This window comes from Promicromonospora sukumoe 327MFSha3.1 (genome assembly GCF_000385135.1).
GTDB classification, from domain to species: domain Bacteria; phylum Actinomycetota; class Actinomycetes; order Actinomycetales; family Cellulomonadaceae; genus Promicromonospora; species Promicromonospora sukumoe_B.
Map to the genome: position 1 here is coordinate 1 of NZ_ARQM01000017.1, position 21,209 is coordinate 21,209.

The window sequence follows — 21,209 nt, forward strand, 5'->3', positions numbered from 1 at the left end:
GGACCGCCACGTGCACGACATGGCCGTCACCGACATCGCCGGCGACCTCGGCGTACGCCCCCACGCCGTGACCATGCGACTGCGCCGCGCCGAGGAACGCCTCGCCGGCGCGTTCGCCGCCGCGCACGCCCAGAACGTCAACGAACCCGAGTGCCGCACCACCCGCGCCGCGATGCACGACTACCTCAAAGGACGCCTGCTGCCCCGACGGCAGCGACGCCTGGAGGTCCACATGGACGGCTGCGGGGAATGCACCCGCGCGTTCATCGACGTGCGCGAGGTCTCCTGGATGCTCCGCGACCTCGGCCAGCACCTCATCGCCGGCGGCGTGGCCACCGGCGCCGTCGGCACCGCCGCCATCGGCACGGCGGGCGGGGCGCTCGGCACGGCCAGGCCGCGTTCGTTCGGCACCAAGCACGCCGCCGTGGCAGCGGGCGTGGTCGCCGCGCTCGTGCTCGGCGCCGGCGCGGCGGCCCTGATCGCCGGCTTGCCCGCCAGCATGTCCATCCAGGCCGTCGGGGAACCGCCGCCCTCAGGCGGCTCGGACGCTCCCGCAACGAACCCGCCGCGCGATCCGGCGCCGCCGCAGACCGAACCCACCGACCCTCCACACACCCCGGGGCCTGCCGACGAGAAGTCGCACCCACCCCCGGCGGCCGAGCCGGTCACGGCACCGGTCGCGGCCGTCGAGCCGGCGGCCGTCGCGAAGCCGCACGAGCGTCCCGAGCCCGAGTCCCGCCCCGAGGCGCCGCGGGCGACGCCGGCCCCGGCGGTGGAGAAGCCCAAGCCGGACAAGCCCAAGGAACCGCCCAAGCCGAGCCCTGCCAAGCCGAGCCCGGGGAAGCCCGAGAAGCCGCCGACGTCCGGCCCGCCCGACAAGGGCCACACGGGCGGCCCGCCCGGGAACCCGAGCAACGACCACGGCAAGGGCCCGGGCAAGGACAACAACCAGGGCCCGGGCAAGGGCAACGGGCACGGGCACGGGCACGACAAGGGTCCGGGGCACGGCAACGGACACGGCAGGGGCCACGACAAGGGTCCGGGCAATGGCCACGGTAAGGGCCAGGGCCCAGGTTCCGGCAACGGCAAGGGCTCAGGCCACGGTGCCGGAAACAGCCAGGGTCAGGGTTCGGGTTCCGGCAAGGGCAAGGGTTCGGGCCACGGCAAGGGCCAGAGTGCCGGCAAGGGGCACGGTCACGGCAACGGTCCTGGCACCGACCACGCCAAGGGTCGGGGTTCGGGCCACGGCAAGGACACCGGGTTCCCTCGCCGCTGACCGAGACCGACGCCCCTGCCGAGCCCTGGTGCTGATCGGCGGTCGGCAGTTTGCACGACGGAGTCGGCAGTCGGCATCGAGATCGGCTCAGCCCTGAGCCGACTTCAGTGCCAACTGCCGAACCTGCCGCGCCACCCGCGGCGCAGCCCCCTACTCCCCCTCGACGCTCCCTGGCACGAAGTCCAGCGCCCCCGTCCTGACCCGATCCAGCGCCAGCGTCGACGCGCCCACGATCACCGCGTCCGCCCCGAACGACGACGCCACAAGCTCCGGCGCCGGCGGGTGCACCATCCCCTCCAGCACGACGGCGGTCCGCCGCAGCAGGTCTCCCACGACGGGCGCCACGCCGCCCGCCACGATGATCCGGTCCACGTCGAGCATCCCGTCGATGACCGCGCACACCCGGGCGAGCCGGTCTGCCAGCCGGTCCACCACGGCGACCGCGCCGACGTCGCCGTCCGCGGCCGCCGCGAACACCGCGGGGGCGTCGATCGCGTCCACGGCGAGGGCGCCCAGCGTGCTGTCCGCGGGCAGGTCGCCGGACTCGCGCGCCTCCCGTCCCCAGGTACGCGCGAGGTAGCCGATGCCGTGCGGGCTGCCGACGCCGACCACGTAGTCGAGCAGCCGCATCTCGCCGGCGCCGCCGTAGCTGCCGCGCACCAGGGCGCCGTCCACCACGATGCCGGCACCGAACCGCTCCCCGGACAGCAGCGCCGCGAACGACCGGGCGTCGTGCCCGGCCCCGAGGGCGCGCTCGGCGTGCGCGGCGAGGTTGGCGTCGTTCTCGACGGTCGTGTGCCAGCCGCGCTCCCGGAAGTGCGCGGCGAAGCCGGGGTTCATGCGCGCCCAGAACTCGTTCTGCCCCGGCGGCGAGGCGCCGTCCACGTCGGTCTGCGCCGGCACGCCGACGGCGATCGCCAGCACGCGCGCCGGGTCGACGCCGCCCGACGCGAGCGCCTCCTCGATCGTCGTGTCGGTGAGGGCGAGCCGGTCGGCCGCGTTGTCGTGCTCCGGGTCGATCGGGTGCTCCTGCCGGCCCACCTCGGCGCCGCGCAGGTCGCAGACCGTGGCGAGCACGCGGTGCTGGCCGGCGTCGACCCCGACCACGTACCCGGCGTCGGCCCGCAGCCGGTAGAGGCGGGCGGGCCGGCCCTTGCCGAGGGCCTCGGGCACGCGCTCGACCTCGCGCATCCAGCCGAGCTCGATCAGCTCCGCGCACCGGCTGATCACGGTGGAGCGCGTGAGCCCGGTGGCCTCCATCGCCTCGGTGGCGGTGAAGACGTCGTGGTCCCAGGCGAACTCGAGCACGCCCACGGTGTTGATGCGTCTCAGCAGTCCGGACGACGACCCGCTCTGGGGTGCTCGACTCACGCTTGACCTTTCGTGCTCGACCCTGGATGCTTAATCCAAGCATTAAATCTAATGCTTGCATAAACTCGGTGAGGCTGGAGCAGTCCTCCCCGAGCAGCAGGTGGAAGACACCCTCCGGGAGACAACGACGTGCCCAGAACCCCATTGTCCATGCCGCCGCCCCTGTCGCGGCGCGCCTTCCTGACCGCCGCGGCGGCGGGCGCCGTCGGCCTCGGCCTGAGCGGCTGCGCGAGCGACGACCGCGCCATAGTGCGGTTCCACAGCTCCAAGCCCGAGTCCATCCCGTACTTCCGGGAGCTGGTCGCGCGGTACAACCAGGAGCAGTCCGCGGCCCGCGTGGTGCTCGACACCGCCACCAACCTCCAGGCGGCGTTCCTGCGCGGCAGCCCGCCCGACGTCGGCTGCCTGAACTACAACATGGAGATGGCGCGCTTCATGGAGCGCGGCGTGCTCAGCGACCTCTCCGACATGCCGGAGGCCGGGCGCATCCGCCCCGAGGTGCAGCAGCTCGCCGACCAGTACGCGACCTTCCCCGGCCGCACGAACGTGCTCCCCTTCTCGGTCGCCGCCGAGTCGGTCATCTACAACAGGGCGATCTTCGACGAGCACGGCGTCGAGGTGCCGACCACCTGGACCGGGTTCCTCGCGGCGTGCGAGACCTTCCAGGCCGCCGGCGTCGCGCCGCTGTACGGCACGTTCAAGGACAACTGGACGCTCGCGCAGGGCATGTTCGACTACGCGCTCGGCGGCCTGATCGACGTCCCGGAGTTCTTCGCCGCGATCACCGAGCTCGGCACCGCGGTGGGACCGGACTCTCCGCGCTCCTTTCAGCGCGACTTCCTGGAGCCGATGGAGCGCATGCGCGAGCTCGTGCCCTTCCACCAGGCCGACGCCGCCAGCCGCGCGTACCCCGACGGCAACCTCGCGTTCGCGCGCGGCGAGGCCGCCATGTACCTCCAGGGGCCGTGGGTGTTCGGCGAGCTCGCCAAGACCGACCCCGACCTCAGCCTCGGCACCTTCCCGCTGCCCATGACGGAGGACCCGGACGACCGCAAGGTGCGCGTGAACCTGGACCTGGCCCTGTGGATCCCCGAGGGGTCGCGCCAGCAGGAGGCGGCACGCGACTTCGTCGCCTACCTCATGCGGGCCGAGCAGATGGACGACTTCAACGCGCAGTTCCTGGGCTTCGGCACCACGACGGACGCCGCCCCCGCGACCGACGAGCGCATCCAGGACATGCAGGAGTTCTACGACGACGGCCGGTTCTACCTCGGCCCGTCCCAGCTCGTACCGCTGGCGATCCCGCTGGCCAACCACGTCCAGTCGATGGTGCTGGGCGCCGACCTCCGTTCGACGCTCGCGGGCGTGGACGCCGACTGGGCGCGACTCGCGTTCCGCGCTTGAGAGGCAGGACCATGACGACGACCGCACCGGTCATCCGCCGCCGGATGGATCCCGTGTACCTCTGGATCATCATCCCCACCCTCGCCCTGTTCACCCTGGCCATCACGCTGCCCACGGTCATGGGGCTCTTCATGAGCTTCACGAACTCGATCGGGTTCGGCACCTGGGAGTTCATCGGGCTGAACAACTACGTCGCGATCTTCCAGGACCCGGCGATCCTGCAGAGCTACGCCTTCACGTTCGGCTTCGCGATCGTCACCGTGCTCGCGGTGAACGTCCTGGCGTTCCTGCTGGCGCTCGGCCTGACGGCGCGCATCCGGGCACTGACGGCGCTGCGCGCGATCTTCGTGCTGCCGATGGTCATCTCCGGCATCGTGATCGCGTACGTGTTCAACTTCCTGTTCTCGAACTCGCTGCCCGCCCTCGGCACGGCGCTCGGCATCCCCTGGCTCTCGACGAGCGTGCTGGTCAACCCCGACCTCGCGTGGGTCGCCATCGTGATCGTGACGACGTGGAGCGCCATCCCCGGCACCCTGCTCATCTACATCGCGGGCCTGGTCACGGTGCCTCGCGAGGTCTACGAGGCCGCCGACATCGACGGCGCCACGCCCCTGCGGCGCCTCACGCACATCACGCTGCCGCTCGTGGCCGGCTACGTCGCGATCAACATGATCCTCGGCGTCAAGAACTTCCTGAACGCCTACGAGATCATCGTCGGCCTGACCGACGGCGGCCCCGGCACCAGCACCCGGAGCATCGCGATGACCATCTTCACCGGCTTCTCCGGCGGCGACTACGCCTTCCAGATGGCGAACGCGGCGATCTTCTTCCTGATCGTCGTCGCGATCACCCTGGTCCAGCTCCGGTTCACGCAGCGAGGAGAGAAGGCATGATCCGCCACGAGCGCACGAGCTGGAGCGCGACGGTCCTGCTCTCGGTCGCCGCCCTGTCCGTCCTGGTGCCCCTGTACGTGACCGTCACCATGGCGCTCAAGACGAACCAGCAGGCCGTGGACGGCAACGCGTTCTCGCTGCCGTGGCCGCTGAGCTGGGACAACTTCGCCGAGGCCTGGACCCTGACGAACTTCCCGCGCGCGCTGGGTGTCTCGGTGTTCATCACCGTGCTCGCCGTCGTCGGCAACGTGCTGCTGTCCAGCCTGTTCGCCTTCGCGCTCGCCCGGAACTGGGAGCGGCGCTGGGTGCGCCTGGCGTTCTACTACGTGCTGGCCGCGCTGTTCGTGCCGTTCCCCGTGGTCGCCCTGCCGCAGGTGCAGCTCACCGGTAACCTCGGGCTGGACAACCCGGTGGGCGTCGTCGCGCTGCACATCGCGTTCGGCCTGTCGTTCAACACGCTCCTGTTCACAGCCTTCCTGCGGTCCGTGCCCGCGGAGCTCGAGGAGAGCGCCCGCCTCGACGGCGCCACGACCATGCAGACGTTCTGGCGGCTCGTCTTCCCGCTGCTGGCCCCGATGAGCGCCACCGTCGCGATCTTCTCGTTCCTGGGCTCGTGGAACGACTTCATGATGCCGTCGCTGATCATCGCCGACCCGTCGCTGCAGACCGTGCCCGTGGTGCAGAAGATCTTCCAGACGCAGTTCTCCAGCAACTACAACATCTCGTTCGCGTCCTACCTGATGGCCATGGCCCCCGCGATCCTCGCCTACGTGTTCACGCAGCGCTGGGTCATCGCGGGCGTCACCCAGGGCGCGATCAAGTGACCCAGTCCCCGAACAGCAAAGGATCGAGCACCGTGACCGACACCCTCGCCGAGCAGCAGCTCCTCGTCGACGACCCCACCTGGTGGCGGCAGGCCACCGTCTACCAGATCTACCCGCGCAGCTTCGCCGACGCGAACGGCGACGGGATCGGCGACCTGCGCGGCATCATCTCGCGGGTGCCGTACCTGCAGCGGCTCGGCGTCGACGCCGTCTGGCTGAGCCCCTTCTACCCGTCGGCCCTGGCCGACGGCGGGTACGACGTCGCCGACTACCGCGACGTCGACCCGCGGATCGGCACGCTGGAGGAGTTCGACCAGATGGTCGAGGCGCTGCACGGCGCCGGCATCCGCGTGATCGTCGACATCGTGCCCAACCACTCCTCGGACCTGCACGTCTGGTTCCAGCAGGCGCTGGCCGCGGCGCCCGGCAGCCCCGAGCGGGAGCGGTACGTCTTCCGCGACGGCCTGGGCGAGGACGGCTCGCAGCCGCCGGCCGACTGGACCAGCATCTTCGGCGGACCGTCCTGGACGCGCGTGCCCGACGGCCAGTGGTACCTGCACCTGTTCGCCAAGGAGCAGCCGGACTTCAACTGGGACAACCCCGAGGTCCGCGAGGACTTCCACCAGACCCTGCGGTTCTGGTCGGACCGGGGCGTGGACGGGTTCCGCATCGACGTCGCGCACGGCCTGACCAAGGACCTCGCCGAGAACCTGCCGTCGCAGGCCGAGCTGGACGCCATCACCGAGCCCGGCGCGCACCCCCTGTGGGACCGCGACGAGGTGCACGAGATCTACGCCGGCTGGCGCAAGGTCTTCGACGAGTACACCCCGCCGCGCATCGCCGTGGCCGAGGCCTGGGTCGACACGCCCCGCCGGCCCCGGTACGCGAGCGCCGACGGCCTGGGCCAGGCGTTCAACTTCGACCTGCTGGAGGCCGACTTCGACGCGGCCCAGTTCCGGAAGATCATCACGGACAACCTGGCGCTGTCCGCGGCGTCCGGCTCGTCGACGACGTGGGTGTTCTCCAACCACGACGTCGTGCGGCACGCCACCCGCTACGCCCTGCCACCGCGCGACGGCAAGCCGGGCAAGCAGGGCCGGGACTGGCTGCTGTCGGGCGGCACCGAGCCCACCGCCGACGTCGAGCTGGGCCTGCGCCGGGCGCGGGCCGCGACGCTGCTCATGCTGGGCCTGCCGGGCAGCGCGTACCTGTACCAGGGCGAGGAGCTCGGGCTGCCCGAGGTCGCCGACATCCCGGCGGAACAGCACCAGGACCCGGCGTTCTTCCGGAACCCGGGCGTGGACCCGGGCCGCGACGGCTGCCGGGTGCCGCTGCCGTGGACGCGCGGGGGCTCCTCGTTCGGCTTCGGCCCGGCCGGGGCGCACCTGCCGCAGCCCGCGGGCTACGGCGAGCTGTCGGTCGAGGCGCAGGACGGCGTCGCGGGCTCGACGCTCGAGCTGTACCGGTCGGCGCTCGCTCTGCGGCACGAGCTCCAGTCGGACGAGACGCTGGAGTGGGTGGAGGCGCCCGACGACGTCGTGCACTTCGTGCGGCCGGGCGGCTGGCACGTGGTGACCAACTTCGCCGCGGAGCCGCAGGCGCTGCCCGCCGGCGAGGTGCTGGTCACCAGCGAGCCGCTGGCCGACGGCCTGCTGCCGAGCGCGACGACGGCGTGGGTCCGGACGAGGTAACCCCGCGCGGCGCCACGTGACCATGCGGCTGCTGCCAGGACGGAGCTCGTCCTGGCAGCAGCCGCATGGTCGCTGGTGAGCCCCGTCAGACCCCCAGCGTCGCGCCCCAGGGCCGCTCGGGGTCGTGCACGGCCACGGCGAGCGTCGTGTCCGACTGGCCGTAGTACGCGAGCCACCTTCCCTGGAACTGCACCAGCCCCTCGACGAACGTCACGTTGGACACCAGCCCGTTGCGGTCCTCGAAGGTCTGCGGCTTGAGCCACGGCTCCTGGAGCCGGGCGAGCACCCGCGTCGGGTTGTCGGGGTCGATCGCGATCTGGCCGCACCGGTAGTCGACGTCGACGCTGCCGTCGGGGTTGATGACGCGCGTCGCCCCGTTGGTGAGCATGACGAGCAGACCGTTCTCGGTCAGCACCGGTGACGTGCCGATCTCGACGAGGTCGGCGTCGAAGGACCCCGGTGTCGGCGAGTACATGGGCTCGGTGTCGGGGGTGCCGGGCGTCCAGTGGATCAGGTCCTCGCTGGTGGCCCAGTAGATGGCGCCCTCGCCGAAGTACATCCACCACTTGCCCTGCATCCGCGCCGGGACGATGACGCCGGCCTTGGACCAGTTGAAGCCGCGCGGGTCCACGGTGGCGAAGGTGTCGAACGACTCGAACATCGGCCCGTGCTTGGTCCAGTCGTGCAGGTCGGTCGACGTCGCCAGGCAGAGCTGGGCGCTGTGCCGGTCCCAGCCGGTGTAGGTGAGGTAGAACGTGCCGTCGATGTACGCGATGCGCGGGTCCTCGCACCCGTAGCGCTCGTAGTCCTCGGACGGCGACAGGATGGGCTCGGCCTCGCGCTCGAAGTGGAAGCCGTCGCTGCTCCGGGCCAGCCCGATGTGGGACACGATGTCCTCGGCGTGCGCGCGGTACAGGAGCACCACCTCGTCGTCGACCACCAGGGCGGCCGGGTTGTAGAGGTTCGCCGACTCCCAGGTGCCGCCGCGCGGGCGCAGGATCGGGTTGTGCTCGTAGGGGACGAACGGTCCGAGCGGGAACGTTGCGTGGGTGAACATGCTGGTGACGTCCATATGTGGGTCAGCCCTTCACGGCGGAGCCGATGTTGGATGCGGTGAAGTACCGCTGGAACAGGCAGAAGAGGATGACGACGGGGAACGCGAGCGTGGTGGCGCCCGCGAGGATCGCGCCGTTCGGGTTGGCCGTGGACTGGGCCACGTTGGAGATGTAGTTCGCCAGCGACACCGCGAGCGGCTGCAGCGTGGCGTCCTTGGTGATGAGGAACGGCCAGAGGAACTCGTTCCACGGCCCGATGAACGTGACGAGCACGACCGTGGTCAGGGCCGGCTTGACCAGCGGCACCGCGATCGAGAACACGATGCGCAGCTCGCTCGCGCCGTCGATCCGCGCCGCCTCGAACATCTCCTGCGGCAGCGCCCTGAAGAACTGCGTGAAGATGAAGACGGCGGTCGTGTTGATCGCGAACGGCAGGATCATCCCGAGGTACGTGTCACCGAGGCCGAAGCCCCGGGTGATCTGCACGTACAGCGGGATCATCAGGAGCTGGAACGGCACCATCTGGACCAGCAGCATGAGCACCCAGGTGGCGCCCCGGCCGCGGAAGTCCAGCCGGGCCATCGCGTAGCCGGCCAGCAGGCCGAACGTCACCGTGCCGAGCAGCACGCCGGCGGTGAAGATCAGCGAGTTGCCGAGCGAGCCCAGCAGGTCGATGCGCGAGTCGATCGCCCCGAAGTTGCCGAGCGTCCAGCCGGACGTCGGCAGGAGCCGGTCGGGGGTGTTGGTCGGGCTCTCCTGGAAGGCCCCGACCACCATGAACCAGAAGGGAAAGGCGAACACCGCCGCCGCCAGCGTGAGCAGCAGGTAGCGCACCCAGGTCCCGCGTTGTCGTCGCATGTCAGCGCTCCCTGTTGATGCGGTTGGCGGCGAGCGAGAGGACGCCGACGACGATGACCAGCAGCATGCCGATCGCCGCCGCGGTGTCCGGGTTCTGCTGCTGGATGCCGCGCTGGTAGATCAGCAGCACCGGCGTGACGGAGGCGCCGTCGGGGCCGCCGCCGTTGGTCAGCAGGTAGGGCTCGGTGAACAGGTTGGCGCCGGTGATGATCGCGAGCACGAGCACCAGCACCGTGGTGCCCCGCACGCCCGGCACGGTCACGTTGCGGAACCGCTGCCAGGCGTTCGCGCCGTCCGTCTCGGCCGACTCGTGCAGCTCGCGCGGCACGCCCTGCAGCGCCGCGAGGTACAGCAGGATGTAGAAGCCGAGCTGCTTCCAGGTCACGAAGAGCGCGATGCTCGGCATCGCGAGCGACGAGTTGACCAGCCACGACGGGTCCGGGGCCAGCGGCCCCAGGACAGAGTTGACCAGCCCGCCCGACGAGAACAGCAGCATCCACACGCCCACCAGCGACACGCTCGCCGTCAGGTAGGGCACGTAGAACGCGATGCGGTACCCCGCCGCCCACCGGATGCCGCCGTCGAGGGCCGTGGCCAGCACGAGGGAGAGCACCACGGTGAGCGGCACGTTGATGACCAGGAACACCCCGATGTTCCGGAACGACTCCAGCACCTGGGGGTCGGTGAGCACGGCGGCGAAGTTGTCGAACCCGACGAACGGCTTGGGCACGTCGACACCGGGCGCGGTGAAGAAGTAGTCGTGGAACGCGATCCAGACGGCGAACCCGAGCGGGTAGGCGAAGATCGTGACGACGAAGACGAGGTAGGGCAGCGCGAACAGCGAGCCGATCGGCTGCCGCCCCCACCACCTGCGCCGGGTGGTGCGCAGGTCAGCTGATGCCGTGCTCACCCGGATCAGCCCTGGACCAGCCCGGTCACCGTCTCGGCGGCGCCGCTCAGGAACTCGTCCACACTCGTCTTGCCGAAGATCACGGCCGACGAGTACGCGTCGCGGAAGGCCTGCCACACCTCGACCGAGTTCGGGATGCTCGGCACGTCGCCGGTGCGCTCGGCCTGGTCGGCGAACACCTCGTACGACGGGTTCGCGGCGAAGTAGTCCGCATAGGTCGTGGCCAGGTCGGTGCGCAGCGGCATCTGCCCGGTCGCCTCCAGGAGCTTGCCGTCGCTCTCCTCGCTCGTCGAGAACTTGAGGAACTCCCAGGCGGTGGCCTGGTTCTCGCACGCGGTGAACATCGAGACGTTCTTCGAGTCGGCGAACGTCACGGGCTCCGCCTCGCCGTCCGACGTCGGCACCGGCATGAAGCCGACGTCGACGCTCTCGGCGTAGGACGCGATGGCCCACGGGCCCGCGAGCTGCATCGCGGTGGTGCCTGCCGACATCGCGTCGTCGGTCGACGCCTCCTGGGGCGCGAGGCCCTCGGCGTAGATCGTCGCCCAGAAGTCGGCGACGGCCCTGCCGTTCTCGTCGTCGAACGTCGCGGCCTGGTCCTCGACCAGGGGCGTGCCGCCCGACTCCGCCAGGTACAGCGGGTAGAAGTCGAACCAGGGCTGGAAGAACTCGTTGGTCGGCGACGGCCAGATGGCGCTGTCCGCGGCGCCGGACTCCACGATCTTCCGGCTGCCGGCCAGGAAGTCGTCGTAGGTGGCCATGTCCGGGTTCTCCGGGTCGATGCCGGCCTCCTCGAAGACGGTCTTGTTGTACATGACCATCACGGGGTTCGACTTCCACGGCAGCTGGTAGTAGCCGTCGTCGGTCAGGTAGGTCTGCGCGCCCTCGCCGACGCGCTCCTCGACGTAGCTCGCGCCGTCCTCGAACTGGGACAGGTTCACGAGCCCGCCCTGACGGACCCAGCCGGGCACCGCGGCGCTCGAGATGTTGTAGACCAGGCAGGGCGCCGTGCCCGCGGTGATCGCCGCGGTGATCGCCTCCTCGGACGACGACCCGGCCGGGATCTCCTGCGCCGTCACCTCCTCGTCGGGGTGCTCGGCGTTCCAGGCGTCGACGACGTCCTGGCCCCAGCCGACCTCCTGCTCGTTGTTGGACAGCCAGACGGTGATCGGGCCGGTGCCGGACGGGCTCGTGCCGCCGTCACCTCCGCCGCCGCCCGACGAGCAGGCCGCGGTCAGGGCGACCGCGGTGAGCAGCGCGGCGGTGCCGGCAAGACGGGGATGCATCATGAGAACTCCTCCTCGAGTTCGGTGTGGGGTGCCTCGGGTGCGGGACCGGCGGTGCTGGCGCGCAGGCGAAGCTCGTTGCAGTCGACCGTGACGGACTCGGGCGGCTCGCCGGCGAGGTCGGCCAGCAGCCGCTCGGCGGCCACCAGGCCTCTCCGGAACGGGTCGGTGAAGACGCTGGTCAGGGCCGGGCTCAGGTGAGCCGAGAGGTGGTCGTCGTCGAAGCCGGCCACGGCGAGGTCGTCGGGGACCACGAGCCCCCGGCTCCGGGCGTAGGAAAAGCCGGCGATGGCCATCGTGTCGTTCGAGTAGAGGATCGCGGTGGGCCGGTCGGGCAGGTCGAGCAGCTCGGCGGTCAGCGCGCGGCCGCTCCCGGCGGTGAAGTCCCCCTCGCGCAGCAGCTCCTTGCTGCCGACGCTGCGGACGTACGCCCCCGCGCGGGCGTGCGAGTGCACGTAGTCGAGCGGGCCCGACACGTGGGCGATCCGGGTGTGCCCCTGCTCGCGCAGGCGGGCGACCAGGTCCCGGACGGGCGTGGCGTCGTCGGTACGGACGCTGGAGAACGGGCTCTCGGCGTCGTACGCGCCGAGCAGCACCGCGGGCAGCCGGATCTGCTGCAGGTACGCGACCCGCCAGTCGACGCGGTGCAGGTCGAGGACGATCACGCCGTCCGCTCGCCCGCTCGCCATCGCCCGGTAGGCGCGCTCCTCCGCCGTCCGGCTGCTCGCGACCTGCAGCACCAGGGCGATCTCGTGCTCGGCGAGCACGGCCTCGACCCCCGAGATGAAGGCCGGGAAGAAGGCGTCGGACGCCAGGATCGTGGGGTCGCGGGACAGCACGACGCCCACCGCGTCGGTACGCCGCGCGGCCAGCGCGCGCGCCCGGGAGCTCGGGACCCAGTCCAGCCGCTGCGCGGCGGCGAAGACGCGGGCCTTGGTGGTCGCGGAGATCGGCCGTTTGCCGCTGTACGCGTGGGACACGGTCGCCTTGGTGACACCCGCGGCGCGGGCGACGTCGTCGATCGTCGGCCTGTCCATCGCACTCCTCCGTGGTCGGGGCCGACAACGTAAAACCGGTTTGACGATACGGTCAACCGGTTTGATGATCGGGTCGCGAAGGCCCACGTAGGCTGACCGCGTGACAGGAACCGAGACGCCCGCCAGGCGCCGTGACGCGACCCAGACCCGGGAGTCGATCCTCGTCGCCGCGGTGGCCGAGTTCACCGAGCACGGCTACGCGACGGCGGGCGTGCGGCAGATCGCCGCGCGGGCCGGGGTGACGGCCATGATGATCAACCGGTACTTCGGCTCCAAGGAGGGCCTGTTCGAGGCGGCGGTCGAGCGGTCGTTCGCGCCCCCGACCGTCGTGGGTGAGGACGACGCCGACCTCGCCCGGTCCATCGCCGAGCGCCTGGCGGCCCGGACCGCCGCGGGCTCCGACGTGCTGGACCCGTTCCTGCTGATGCTGCGCTCGGCGTCCGACCCGGTGGCGGGGCCGATCATCCGGCGCGGCATCGAGACCCACGTGGGCGCCCGGCTGACCGACCAGCTCGACGGCGCCGACCGTGACGCCCGCGCGGAGCTCGTGCTGGCGATGCTCGCGGGCACGTGGCTGATGCGGACCGTGATCGGCACGGACGGGCTGCGCGACGTTCCCGAGGAGCGCCTGGTCGAGGTGCTGCGGCCGGCGCTGGCGGCGCTGGTCGAGGGGCCTGTCTGAGCGAGCAACCCCCTCGCTGGTCGAGCTTGTCGAGACCTGATGAGGTCTCGACAAGCTCGACCAGCGGGATGCCAGTGGTGGAAGCCCGACCGGCGGCACGGGTCAGAAGGCGCCCTTGATCAGCCCGCCGTCCACGCGAAGCGTCGCCCCGCTGACGTACTCCGCCAGGTCGCCGCACAGGTAGGCGACGGCGGCCGCGATCTCGTCGGGCTTGCCGAAGCGCCGGCGGTCGTTCGGGATGAGCGCGTCGACGGCGTTCGGGAGGATCTCCTCCCAGGTGTTCCCCCACCCGCGCGCCGGCCCGATCTCCGTGACGAGCTCCTGCGTGGCGTCGACCAGGATCGCGCCCGGGGACACGACGTTCGACGTGACGCCGCTGCCGGCCAGCTCGCGCGTGAGCGAGACCGCCAGGTTGTGCCGCGCCGCCAGGGTCGCGTTGTACTGCGGGTGCGTGTTCATCGGCTGCAGCGCGAGGCCGCCGCCGATCGTGATGACGCGGCCCCAGCCGCGCTCGCGCATCGCCGGGACCAGGTGCTGGATCATCCGCACCCCGGACACGACGTTCACGTTGTACGTGTCGGCCCACTCCTGCGGCGCGGCGTCCGTCCAGGACAGGTGCCGGTAGAACCCGGCGTTGTTGACCAGGATGTCGACCGGCCCGCCCGCGGTCGCCGCCCGCGCGACGTCGGCCGCGCCGTCGTCCGTGGCGAGGTCGCCCAGGACCGCCGTGGCGTCGCCGCCCGCGGCGCGGATCGCCTCCGCCACGGCCTCGGTGCGGTCCTTGTCGCGCCCGTGGACCACCACGGCGGCGCCCTCGGCCGCCAGGAATCGTGCCGTCGCCTCGCCGAGGCCCGCGCTCGATCCCGTGACCAGTGCGCGCTTGCCGCTCAGGTTCAGCTCCATCGTGCTCCTCCGATCGGGCGGGCTCCTCGGCGTGGTGCCGATGCCGTCGCCCACCCACCTTCGTAAGTCTACGACTGTAGACTTACGAAGGAAGGGGTGGGCCAGGTGATCTGGAGCACACCGCTCCTCAGCCCGCGACCGGGGCCCGGTCCTCCTCGGCGGCGTCGAGCAGGCGGACGGCGAGGTCGGCCCGCGACGTGCAGTCCAGCTTGCGCAGGGCGTTGCGGACGTGGCTCTCGACGGTCCGTGGCGAGAGGAACAGGTCGGCCGCGATCTGCCGGTTGGTCCGCCCCTGCGCGGCCAGCAGCGCCACCTCGCGCTCGCGCCCCGACAGCCCCAGCCCGTTGGAGCGCCGTCCGCCGCGCCACGGGTACGGGACCGGGAGCCCGAGCCGGCGCAGCGTACGCGTGACCCGGGCGACGTCGTTGCTCGCGGCCCGCGCGCCGTAGCCGCGCAGGGCCTCCTCCAGGAGCGCGGCGCCCTCGGCGTCGCCGTCCTCGGCCAGCCACTCCCCCAGGCGCTCGACCGCCCGGGACTCCTCCGGGCGCAGCCCGGCCTCGACCACGACCGCGCGTGCCTCGCGCAGCAGCCCGACGGCGCCCGCGTGGTCGCCGTCGGCCCGCGCGACCACGGCGCGGCACGTCAGCAGGGCGGCACGGGCCAGCGGCGCGTCGACGACGCCGAGCCCGGCCGCGAGCTCCTCGACGTGCGCCCGGGCCTGCGGTGTGCGGCCCTGGGCGACGAGCGCGTCGACCAGGCACAGCATCGGCTCGGCGGCCCACACCCAGTTGCCCTTCTGCCGGGCGGCAGCGACGGCGAGGTCGGCCTGGTGGGCGCTGCCCTCGACGTCGTCGAGCGTCAGGAGCAGGCGGGCCAGCGCGCTGCGGCCGGCGAGCAGCGGCCAGACGGCGCCCACGCGGACGGCGTCCTCGACCAGGTCGGTGAAGTGCGCGGCGGCCTCGGAGGCGCCCCCGGACGCGGCGAGCATGACGCCGTGCAGCAGGCGGTCGTCCAGCGAGGCGGCGTCGAACCCGGGGCGCCGGACGACGAGCTCGTGCGCCCGGCCGGCCAGGTCGCCCCAGCGGCCCGCCGCGCAGTCGACGGCGGCGGCCACCAGCTCGATCACGTCGTTGACCCGCAGGTACTCGGCCGCCGCCACCACGCGCCGGCCCTCGGCGAGCAGCCGCTCGGCGCGGCGTACGTGCCCCACGTGCAGCGCGGCCTGGGCCCAGTTCACGCAGGCCCGGGCGTGCTCGCGGGGGTGGGCGGGCAGCGCGGCGTCGCCGAGCAGCGCCTCGACGAGCGGCCAGCCCTCCGGGTCGCCCTGCTCGATCAGCAGGGAGGCGCGCGCGATCCGCACGGCCAGCTCCACCTCGACGGCGCCGCTGCGGCGGGCGGCGTCCTGCGCCTGCTCGCCGCGCCGGGCGTGCACGGCCATCGGGCGGTCGGTCACGGTCTCCGGGGCGGCGAGGATCGCGAGCGCCCGGGCGAGCAGCGCGGGGTTGTCGGCCAGGTCCGGCAGCGCCAGCTCGATCTCGCGATAGCCGGCGTCGGCCAGGCCCTGCTGCCGGAACAGGCGGCCCAGGGCGAACCGGAGCTCGCCGCGCACGTCGCCGGGCAGCAGCTCACCGGCCAGGAGCTGCTGCAGCAGCGGCACGGCCTCCTCGTGGGCGAGGCCGTCCACGGCCGCCCGGCCGAGCTTCACGGCCAGGCGCAGGCGCTGCTCGGTCGGCAGGTCGGCCTCCATGGCCTGCACCAGGAGGCGCGCGGCGTGGGCGTCGTCGCCGTGCGAGACGGCCAGGTCGGCGGCGTCCTCGGCGTACGCGACGAACCGCACGGTGTCGCCCGCGCGGTGGTAGTGGTGCGCGAGGCGCGCGACCGGGCGCGGGCCGTCGCGGTCCTCGATGGCGCGGGCCACGGTGCGGTGCAGCAGCCGGCGGGTGGGCGTGGGCAGGGCGTCGTAGACGATCTGCTCGGCCAGCACGTGCCGGAACCGCACCTGCCCGTCCTGCTCGTGCAGCAGCCCGGCGGTGATCGCGTCGACCAGGGCCTCCACGACCCGGGCGGGCGGCAGGCCGGTGACCTCCGCGATGAGGTCGACGTCGACGGGGTGGTCCAGCACGGAGGCGACGCCCAGCACCTCGCGGGTGCCCTCGGCGACGCCGTCCAGCCGGCCGAGCACCACGTCGCGGAGGGCCGTGGGCACCGCGAGGTCGGTCAGCACGTCGTCCTGCTGCGCGGCGTCGTCGGGCAGCGGGGTCTCGTGCAGGGCCCCGAGCACCTCCTCGGCCACGAACGGGATGCCGCCCGTGCGCTCGTGGAGCGTGGCGGCGAACCCGGCGGAGACCTCGGTGCCGAGGATGCGCCCGGCCAGCTCCCCGACGCCGGCCGGGTCGAGCGGGCTGAGCGTGAGCGCCAGCGGCGGCCCGGACGCGGCGCGCGCGAAGGACTCGCGGACCGGCAGCGGGCTGCCGCCGCTGCGCAGCGTCAGCACGATGCACAGCCCCGCGGGCTGGTGCGCGGCCAGGAAGGTCAGGAAGTCGAAGGTGCTGCTCTCGGCCCAGTGCACGTCCTCCAGCACGAGCACCGCGGGGCCCATGCGGTCGAGCAGCTCGGCGGCGGCCCGGAACACCCGGTGGCGCGCGGCACGCTGGTCGGCGAGCTCCGGGGGCGGCGGCGGGAGCCGGTCGCCCAGCTCGGGCACGAGCGGCGCGAGCGCGCCCACGACCGGGTTGTAGTCGCCGGGCCGCACCAGGTCGGCGTGGTGGGACAGGACGTCGAGCACCGGCGCGAGCGGCAGCGGCTCCTGCAGGTGCTCGCAGTGGCCGATCAGCACGGGCATCCCCGCGAGCGCCGGGTCGGTGGCGAGCTCGCGCACGAGGCGGCTCTTGCCGACGCCCGCCTCGCCGTCGATGACGACCAGGGACGGCGTGGCCCGGACCTTGTCGACCAGGGACTCCAGCTCGCTCGTGCGGCCCACCAGGACGGGTGAAACTCGGGGCCTGGCCGGTGGTGCAGTCGCGTGGTCGAGACTCAACGGCTGCTCCCTCCGTGTGGTACCCGGGGACCGTGGTGCCCGTCGTGAGGCAAAAGTCAGTGTATGGCACTGATGTTTCCGGCAATCGACGCCATTACCTTCACTGATCAGCCGCGGATGCTCCGTGGCCGATCTGAAGGAGGGCACATGGACCGACGGTCCGACGAACGCCGGCTGTCACGCGGGCATGTGCGCCGTGCGGCCGCGGTGACGCTCGCGCTCGCGCTCACGGCGACGGCGACGAGCACCGCGGCGGGAGCACCGCCCGAGGCCACGGCGAAGAAGAACTACATCGTGCAGATGGCGCTGCAGCCCGTCGCCACGTACACGGGCGGGGTGGCCGGCCTGGCCGCCACCAAGCCGGCCGAGGGCGAGAAGGTCGACCCGGCCGCGCCCGAGGTCGTCGAGTACGCCAAGCACCTGCGCGGCAAGCACCGCGCCGCGCTGCAGAGCGTGGGCGCCAAGGACCCGCTCTACCAGTACGTGTACTCGTTCGACGGGTTCGCGACGTCGCTGACGGCGGCCCAGGCCGCCGAGCTGCGCACCGAGCCGGGTGTCCTGGCGGTCACCGAGGACGTCCTGGTGCACACCACCACGGCTGACAAGGACGGCGACGGCGAGGAGGGCATCACCGTCTGGGGCGAGCCCAAGACCGCGGCCGCCTCCGCCGACGACGCGCCCCTGTTCAAGGGCCCGGCCGGGCCCGGCAAGCCGGCCGCCGCGGGCGAGGACGTCGTCATCGGCGTCATCGACTCCGGCATCTGGCCGGACAGCGCCAGCTTCTCCGACCGGGACAAGCGCGGCCGCCCGGCCTACCAGCGCCTGCGCGGGTTCGACGGCGAGTGCGACGACGCCGGGACGGTCGGCGACGACTCCTGGGACGACGAGTGCAACCTGAAGCTCGTCGCGGCCCGGCACTTCAACGACGCCTGGGGCGGCGACGCCGGCATCGCCGAGCAGATGCCGTGGGAGTTCCAGTCGGCGCGTGACTACAACGGGCACGGCACGCACACCGCGTCGACCGCGGGCGGCAACAAGGACGTCGCCGTCACCGGTCCGCTCAACAAGTTCAGCTCCACGGTGAGCGGCGTCGCGCCGCGCGCCCGGATCGCCGCCTACAAGGCGCTGTGGTCCGCCGAGGACGGTTCGACCGCGAACGGGTACCCCTCCGACATCGTGGCCGCCATCGACCAGGCCGTCGCGGACGGCGTGGACGTCATCAACTTCTCCGTCTCGGGCACCCTGACCGACTTCCTGGACCCCATGGAGCTCGCGTTCCTGGCCGCCGCCCAGGCGGGCGTGTTCGTGTCCGCCTCGGCGGGCAACAGCGGCCCGGCGTCCGGCACGGTGGCGCACCCGAGCCCGTGGATCACCACGGTCGCGGCGGCCACCCACTCCACCTCGGCCCGCTCCACCGCGACGCTCGGTGACGGCACGAAGGTCTCCGGCACGTCCCTGGCCCCGAAGGCAGTGGGCCCGGTGCCCTTCGTCTACGGGCGCGACGTCGCCGCGGCCGGGGCCACGGTCTCGAACGCCGGCATGTGCTTCACGACGGCCGACAACAACGGCAAGCCCGCGCTGGACCCCGCCAAGGTGGCCGGCAAGATCGTGCTCTGCGACCGCGGCGAGAACCCCCGCGTGAGCAAGGGCGCCGCGGTCGCCGAGGCCGGCGGCGTCGGCATGGTCCTGGTGAACACCCTCGAGGGCGACACGCTCAACACCGACGTCCAGGCCGTCCCGTCGGTGCACGTGGCCGCGACCGACCGCGACGCGCTGCTCGCCTACGCCAAGACGTCGGGCGCCACGGCCACCATCGCCGCGGCCTCCGTCGACACCTCGACGCCCGCCCCGTACACGGCGGCGTTCTCCTCGCGCGGCCCGGCGCTCGCCGGCAGCGGAGACATCCTCAAGCCGGACGTCACCGCGCCCGGCCAGGACATCCTCGCCGCCGTGGCGCCGCCCGGTCAGCAGGGCCTGGACTTCAACCTGATGAGCGGCACCAGCATGTCCGCGCCGTACGTGGCGGGCCTGGCGGCCGCGCTGGTCGAGAAGAACCCGCGCTGGTCGCCCATGGCGGTCAAGTCGGCGCTGATGACCACGGGCTCGGACGTCCTGGACGCCGACCCCGAGGCCGCGGCCACGCTCTTCCAGCAGGGTGGCGGGCACGTGGCCGCGGAGGACTCCACCGACCCCGGCCTGGTGTACGACAGCAACGTCGAGGACTGGTTCGCCTTCCTCTGCGGTGCCACCGACGGCGTGCAGCAGGCCACCTGCGACGCGCTGGAGGAGGACGGGCACAGCCTCGCGCCGAGCGACCTGAACACCCCGTCGATCGCGATCGGGCGGGCCGCCGACGGCGAGAGCGTCACCCGCACGGTGACCAACGTGGGCAAGAAGCGCGCCACCTACACCGCGAAGGTCACCGGCCTGGACGGGCTCGGGGTGCAGGTCAGCCCGCGCAAGCTCACGCTGTCGCCCGGGAGGTCGGCGTCGTTCACCGTGACGTTCACGCGCGGCGAGGCCGACCTGAACACGCGGCTCGCCGGCCACCTCACGTGGTCCGACGGCCGCGGCGGGCACACGGTCCGCTCGCCCATCGTGCTGCGCATGGGGGCCGAGGCCTGGACCGCCCGGTTCAACGGCGGCGAGAACGGCCTGGGCGCCAACGACGACAACGGCAACGAGACGCTCACCTCGCCCGACGGCAAGGTCGTCTACACCGCCGGCCAGACGTCGCCCGCGAGCTGGGGCGGGTTCCAGAACTCCCCGGTGACCGCGGCCTACGACGCGGAGACGGGCCGGCCCCTGTGGTCGGACGTGTACGGCGGCCCCACCGGGGTGGGCGGTGACCAGACCGGCTTCGGCATCAGCCCGGACGGCAGCACGCTGTTCGTGCTGGCCGCGGGCGGCGGCTACGGCAACGAGTCCGACTACGTCACCATCGCCTACGACGCCGCCACCGGCGAGCGCCGGTGGACCTCGGTGTACGACGCCAAGGGGCGGTCCGACTACGGCGAGGCCCTGGCCGTGAGCCCGGACGGCTCGGCCGTCTACGTCACGGGCATGTCGCTCCTCGACGACGAGGGTGCCGCCGACTACGGCACCGTCGCGTACGACGCCGCCACGGGCGAGGAGCTGTGGCGCTCCCTGTACGACGGCCCGGTCGGCGAGACCGACGCGGCGCGCGCCATCGCGGCGTCGCCGGACGGGTCCGCCGTGGTGGTCACCGGCCAGAGCCGCGGCGAGGGCAAGAGCCTCATCGACTGGGGCACCGTCGCGTTCGACGCGGCCACGGGCGAGCAGCTCTGGGACGCGACCTACGACGGCCCGGACGACAAGGGCGGCTCGGGCGGCGCCGTGGCGATCACGTCGGACGGCACCGTCGTGGTGACCGGCGACAACCAGAGCGCCGAGAACTCCACCGACTGGGTCACCATCGGCTACTCGCTCGAGACCGGCGAGGCGCTGTGGACCGAGCGGCTCGACGGCGGCACCGGCGACACCGACGTGCCCCGCACGGTCGTGGTGAGCCCCGACGGCGGCTCCGTCGTCATCACGGGCAACTCGTGGGGCGAGGGCACCGGCAGCGACTACCTCACGGCCGTCTACGACGCCGCGACGGGCGAGAAGCGCTGGTCGGCGCGGTACGACGGGTCGGGGCACGGGCTCGACGTCGCGTACACCGCGGCGTTCACCCCGAGCGGTGACCACGTGGTGGTCACGGGCCAGAGCAAGGGGGCGGACACCGAGGAGGACTTCGCGACCGTCGCCTACGACACCGCCTCGGGCGAGCAGGTCTGGTCCGGGGTGTACGACGCCGGCGGGTCCGGCGACGTGGCGAACGCCGTGGCCGTCACGGAGGGTCCGGGCACGCAGACCCGGATCGTCGTCACGGGCCAGAGCAACATCAAGCTCGACGAGATGACGAGCGACGCCGACATGGCGACGCTGTCCTACCTGGTCGAGCTGGGCTGAGCGAACC

General features: G+C 72.5%; 15 protein-coding genes. 7 read left to right on the plus strand and 8 right to left on the minus strand.

Annotated features, from left to right (window positions below):
- The coding region (locus H291_RS33020) for a zf-HC2 domain-containing protein (protein ID WP_020017980.1) at positions 1–1,276 on the plus strand (1,276 nt) is incomplete at its 5' end.
- Between the two features lie 150 nt (positions 1,277–1,426).
- On the opposite strand, the gene H291_RS0126100 is transcribed toward H291_RS33020, so the two are convergent.
- Positions 1,427–2,647, minus strand: coding sequence for an ROK family transcriptional regulator (locus H291_RS0126100; protein WP_026366154.1), 1,221 nt, complete (start codon positions 2,645–2,647; stop codon positions 1,427–1,429).
- Between the two features lie 150 nt (positions 2,648–2,797).
- On the opposite strand from H291_RS0126100, the gene H291_RS0126105 reads away from it, so the two are divergent.
- From H291_RS0126105 to H291_RS0126120, 4 genes are read left to right on the plus strand one after another with little or no spacing between them, the layout of a single operon-like run.
- A complete protein-coding gene (locus H291_RS0126105) occupies positions 2,798–4,051 on the plus strand; it encodes an ABC transporter substrate-binding protein (RefSeq protein ID WP_020017982.1) in 1,254 nt (417 codons plus the stop codon).
- 11 nt (positions 4,052–4,062) lie between these two features.
- Positions 4,063–4,944: a carbohydrate ABC transporter permease gene (locus tag H291_RS0126110; protein ID WP_020017983.1), complete on the plus strand. Its 882-nt coding sequence runs from the start codon at positions 4,063–4,065 to the stop codon at positions 4,942–4,944.
- A complete protein-coding gene (locus H291_RS0126115) occupies positions 4,941–5,768 on the plus strand; it encodes a carbohydrate ABC transporter permease (protein WP_020017984.1) in 828 nt (275 codons plus the stop codon). Before H291_RS0126110 ends, H291_RS0126115 begins: the two co-directional genes overlap by 4 nt.
- A 32-nt stretch (positions 5,769–5,800) precedes the next feature.
- A complete protein-coding gene (locus H291_RS0126120) occupies positions 5,801–7,459 on the plus strand; it encodes a glycoside hydrolase family 13 protein (protein WP_020017985.1) in 1,659 nt (552 codons plus the stop codon).
- Between the two features lie 85 nt (positions 7,460–7,544).
- On the opposite strand, the gene H291_RS0126125 is transcribed toward H291_RS0126120, so the two are convergent.
- From H291_RS0126125 to H291_RS0126145, 5 genes are read right to left on the minus strand one after another with little or no spacing between them, the layout of a single operon-like run.
- Positions 7,545–8,516: a glycoside hydrolase family 130 protein gene (locus H291_RS0126125; RefSeq protein ID WP_033328136.1), complete on the minus strand. Its 972-nt coding sequence runs from the start codon at positions 8,514–8,516 to the stop codon at positions 7,545–7,547.
- A 22-nt stretch (positions 8,517–8,538) separates the two neighbouring features.
- Complete coding sequence (locus tag H291_RS0126130; protein ID WP_026366155.1) at positions 8,539–9,372, minus strand: carbohydrate ABC transporter permease; 834 nt, start codon at positions 9,370–9,372, stop codon at positions 8,539–8,541.
- 1 nt (position 9,373) lies between these two features.
- Complete coding sequence (locus H291_RS0126135) at positions 9,374–10,282, minus strand: carbohydrate ABC transporter permease (protein WP_020017988.1); 909 nt, start codon at positions 10,280–10,282, stop codon at positions 9,374–9,376.
- A 5-nt stretch (positions 10,283–10,287) separates the two neighbouring features.
- Positions 10,288–11,571, minus strand: coding sequence for an extracellular solute-binding protein (locus tag H291_RS0126140; RefSeq protein WP_020017989.1), 1,284 nt, complete (start codon positions 11,569–11,571; stop codon positions 10,288–10,290).
- Positions 11,568–12,605 carry a LacI family DNA-binding transcriptional regulator gene (locus H291_RS0126145; protein WP_020017990.1) on the minus strand — a complete coding sequence of 346 codons (1,038 nt, stop codon included), beginning with the start codon at positions 12,603–12,605 and terminating at the stop codon, positions 11,568–11,570. Before H291_RS0126145 ends, H291_RS0126140 begins: the two co-directional genes overlap by 4 nt.
- 100 nt (positions 12,606–12,705) lie before the next feature.
- On the opposite strand from H291_RS0126145, the gene H291_RS0126150 reads away from it, so the two are divergent.
- Positions 12,706–13,287 carry a TetR/AcrR family transcriptional regulator gene (locus H291_RS0126150; protein ID WP_020017991.1) on the plus strand — a complete coding sequence of 194 codons (582 nt, stop codon included), beginning with the start codon at positions 12,706–12,708 and terminating at the stop codon, positions 13,285–13,287.
- Between the two features lie 102 nt (positions 13,288–13,389).
- On the opposite strand, the gene H291_RS0126155 is transcribed toward H291_RS0126150, so the two are convergent.
- Positions 13,390–14,190 (minus strand): SDR family NAD(P)-dependent oxidoreductase, encoded by an 801-nt coding sequence (locus H291_RS0126155; RefSeq protein ID WP_020017992.1) that lies wholly within the window; start codon positions 14,188–14,190, stop codon positions 13,390–13,392.
- Positions 14,191–14,317: 127 nt separating this feature from the next.
- The gene (locus H291_RS33960; protein WP_020017993.1) at positions 14,318–17,170 is read right to left on the minus strand and encodes a helix-turn-helix transcriptional regulator; all 2,853 of its coding nucleotides are present in this window, start codon (positions 17,168–17,170) and stop codon (positions 14,318–14,320) included.
- A gap of 204 nt (positions 17,171–17,374) precedes the next feature.
- Between H291_RS33960 and H291_RS33025 the strand changes: the two genes are divergently transcribed.
- Positions 17,375–21,202 carry a S8 family serine peptidase gene (locus tag H291_RS33025; protein WP_020017994.1) on the plus strand — a complete coding sequence of 1,276 codons (3,828 nt, stop codon included), beginning with the start codon at positions 17,375–17,377 and terminating at the stop codon, positions 21,200–21,202.
- Positions 21,203–21,209: the final 7 nt, after the last annotated feature.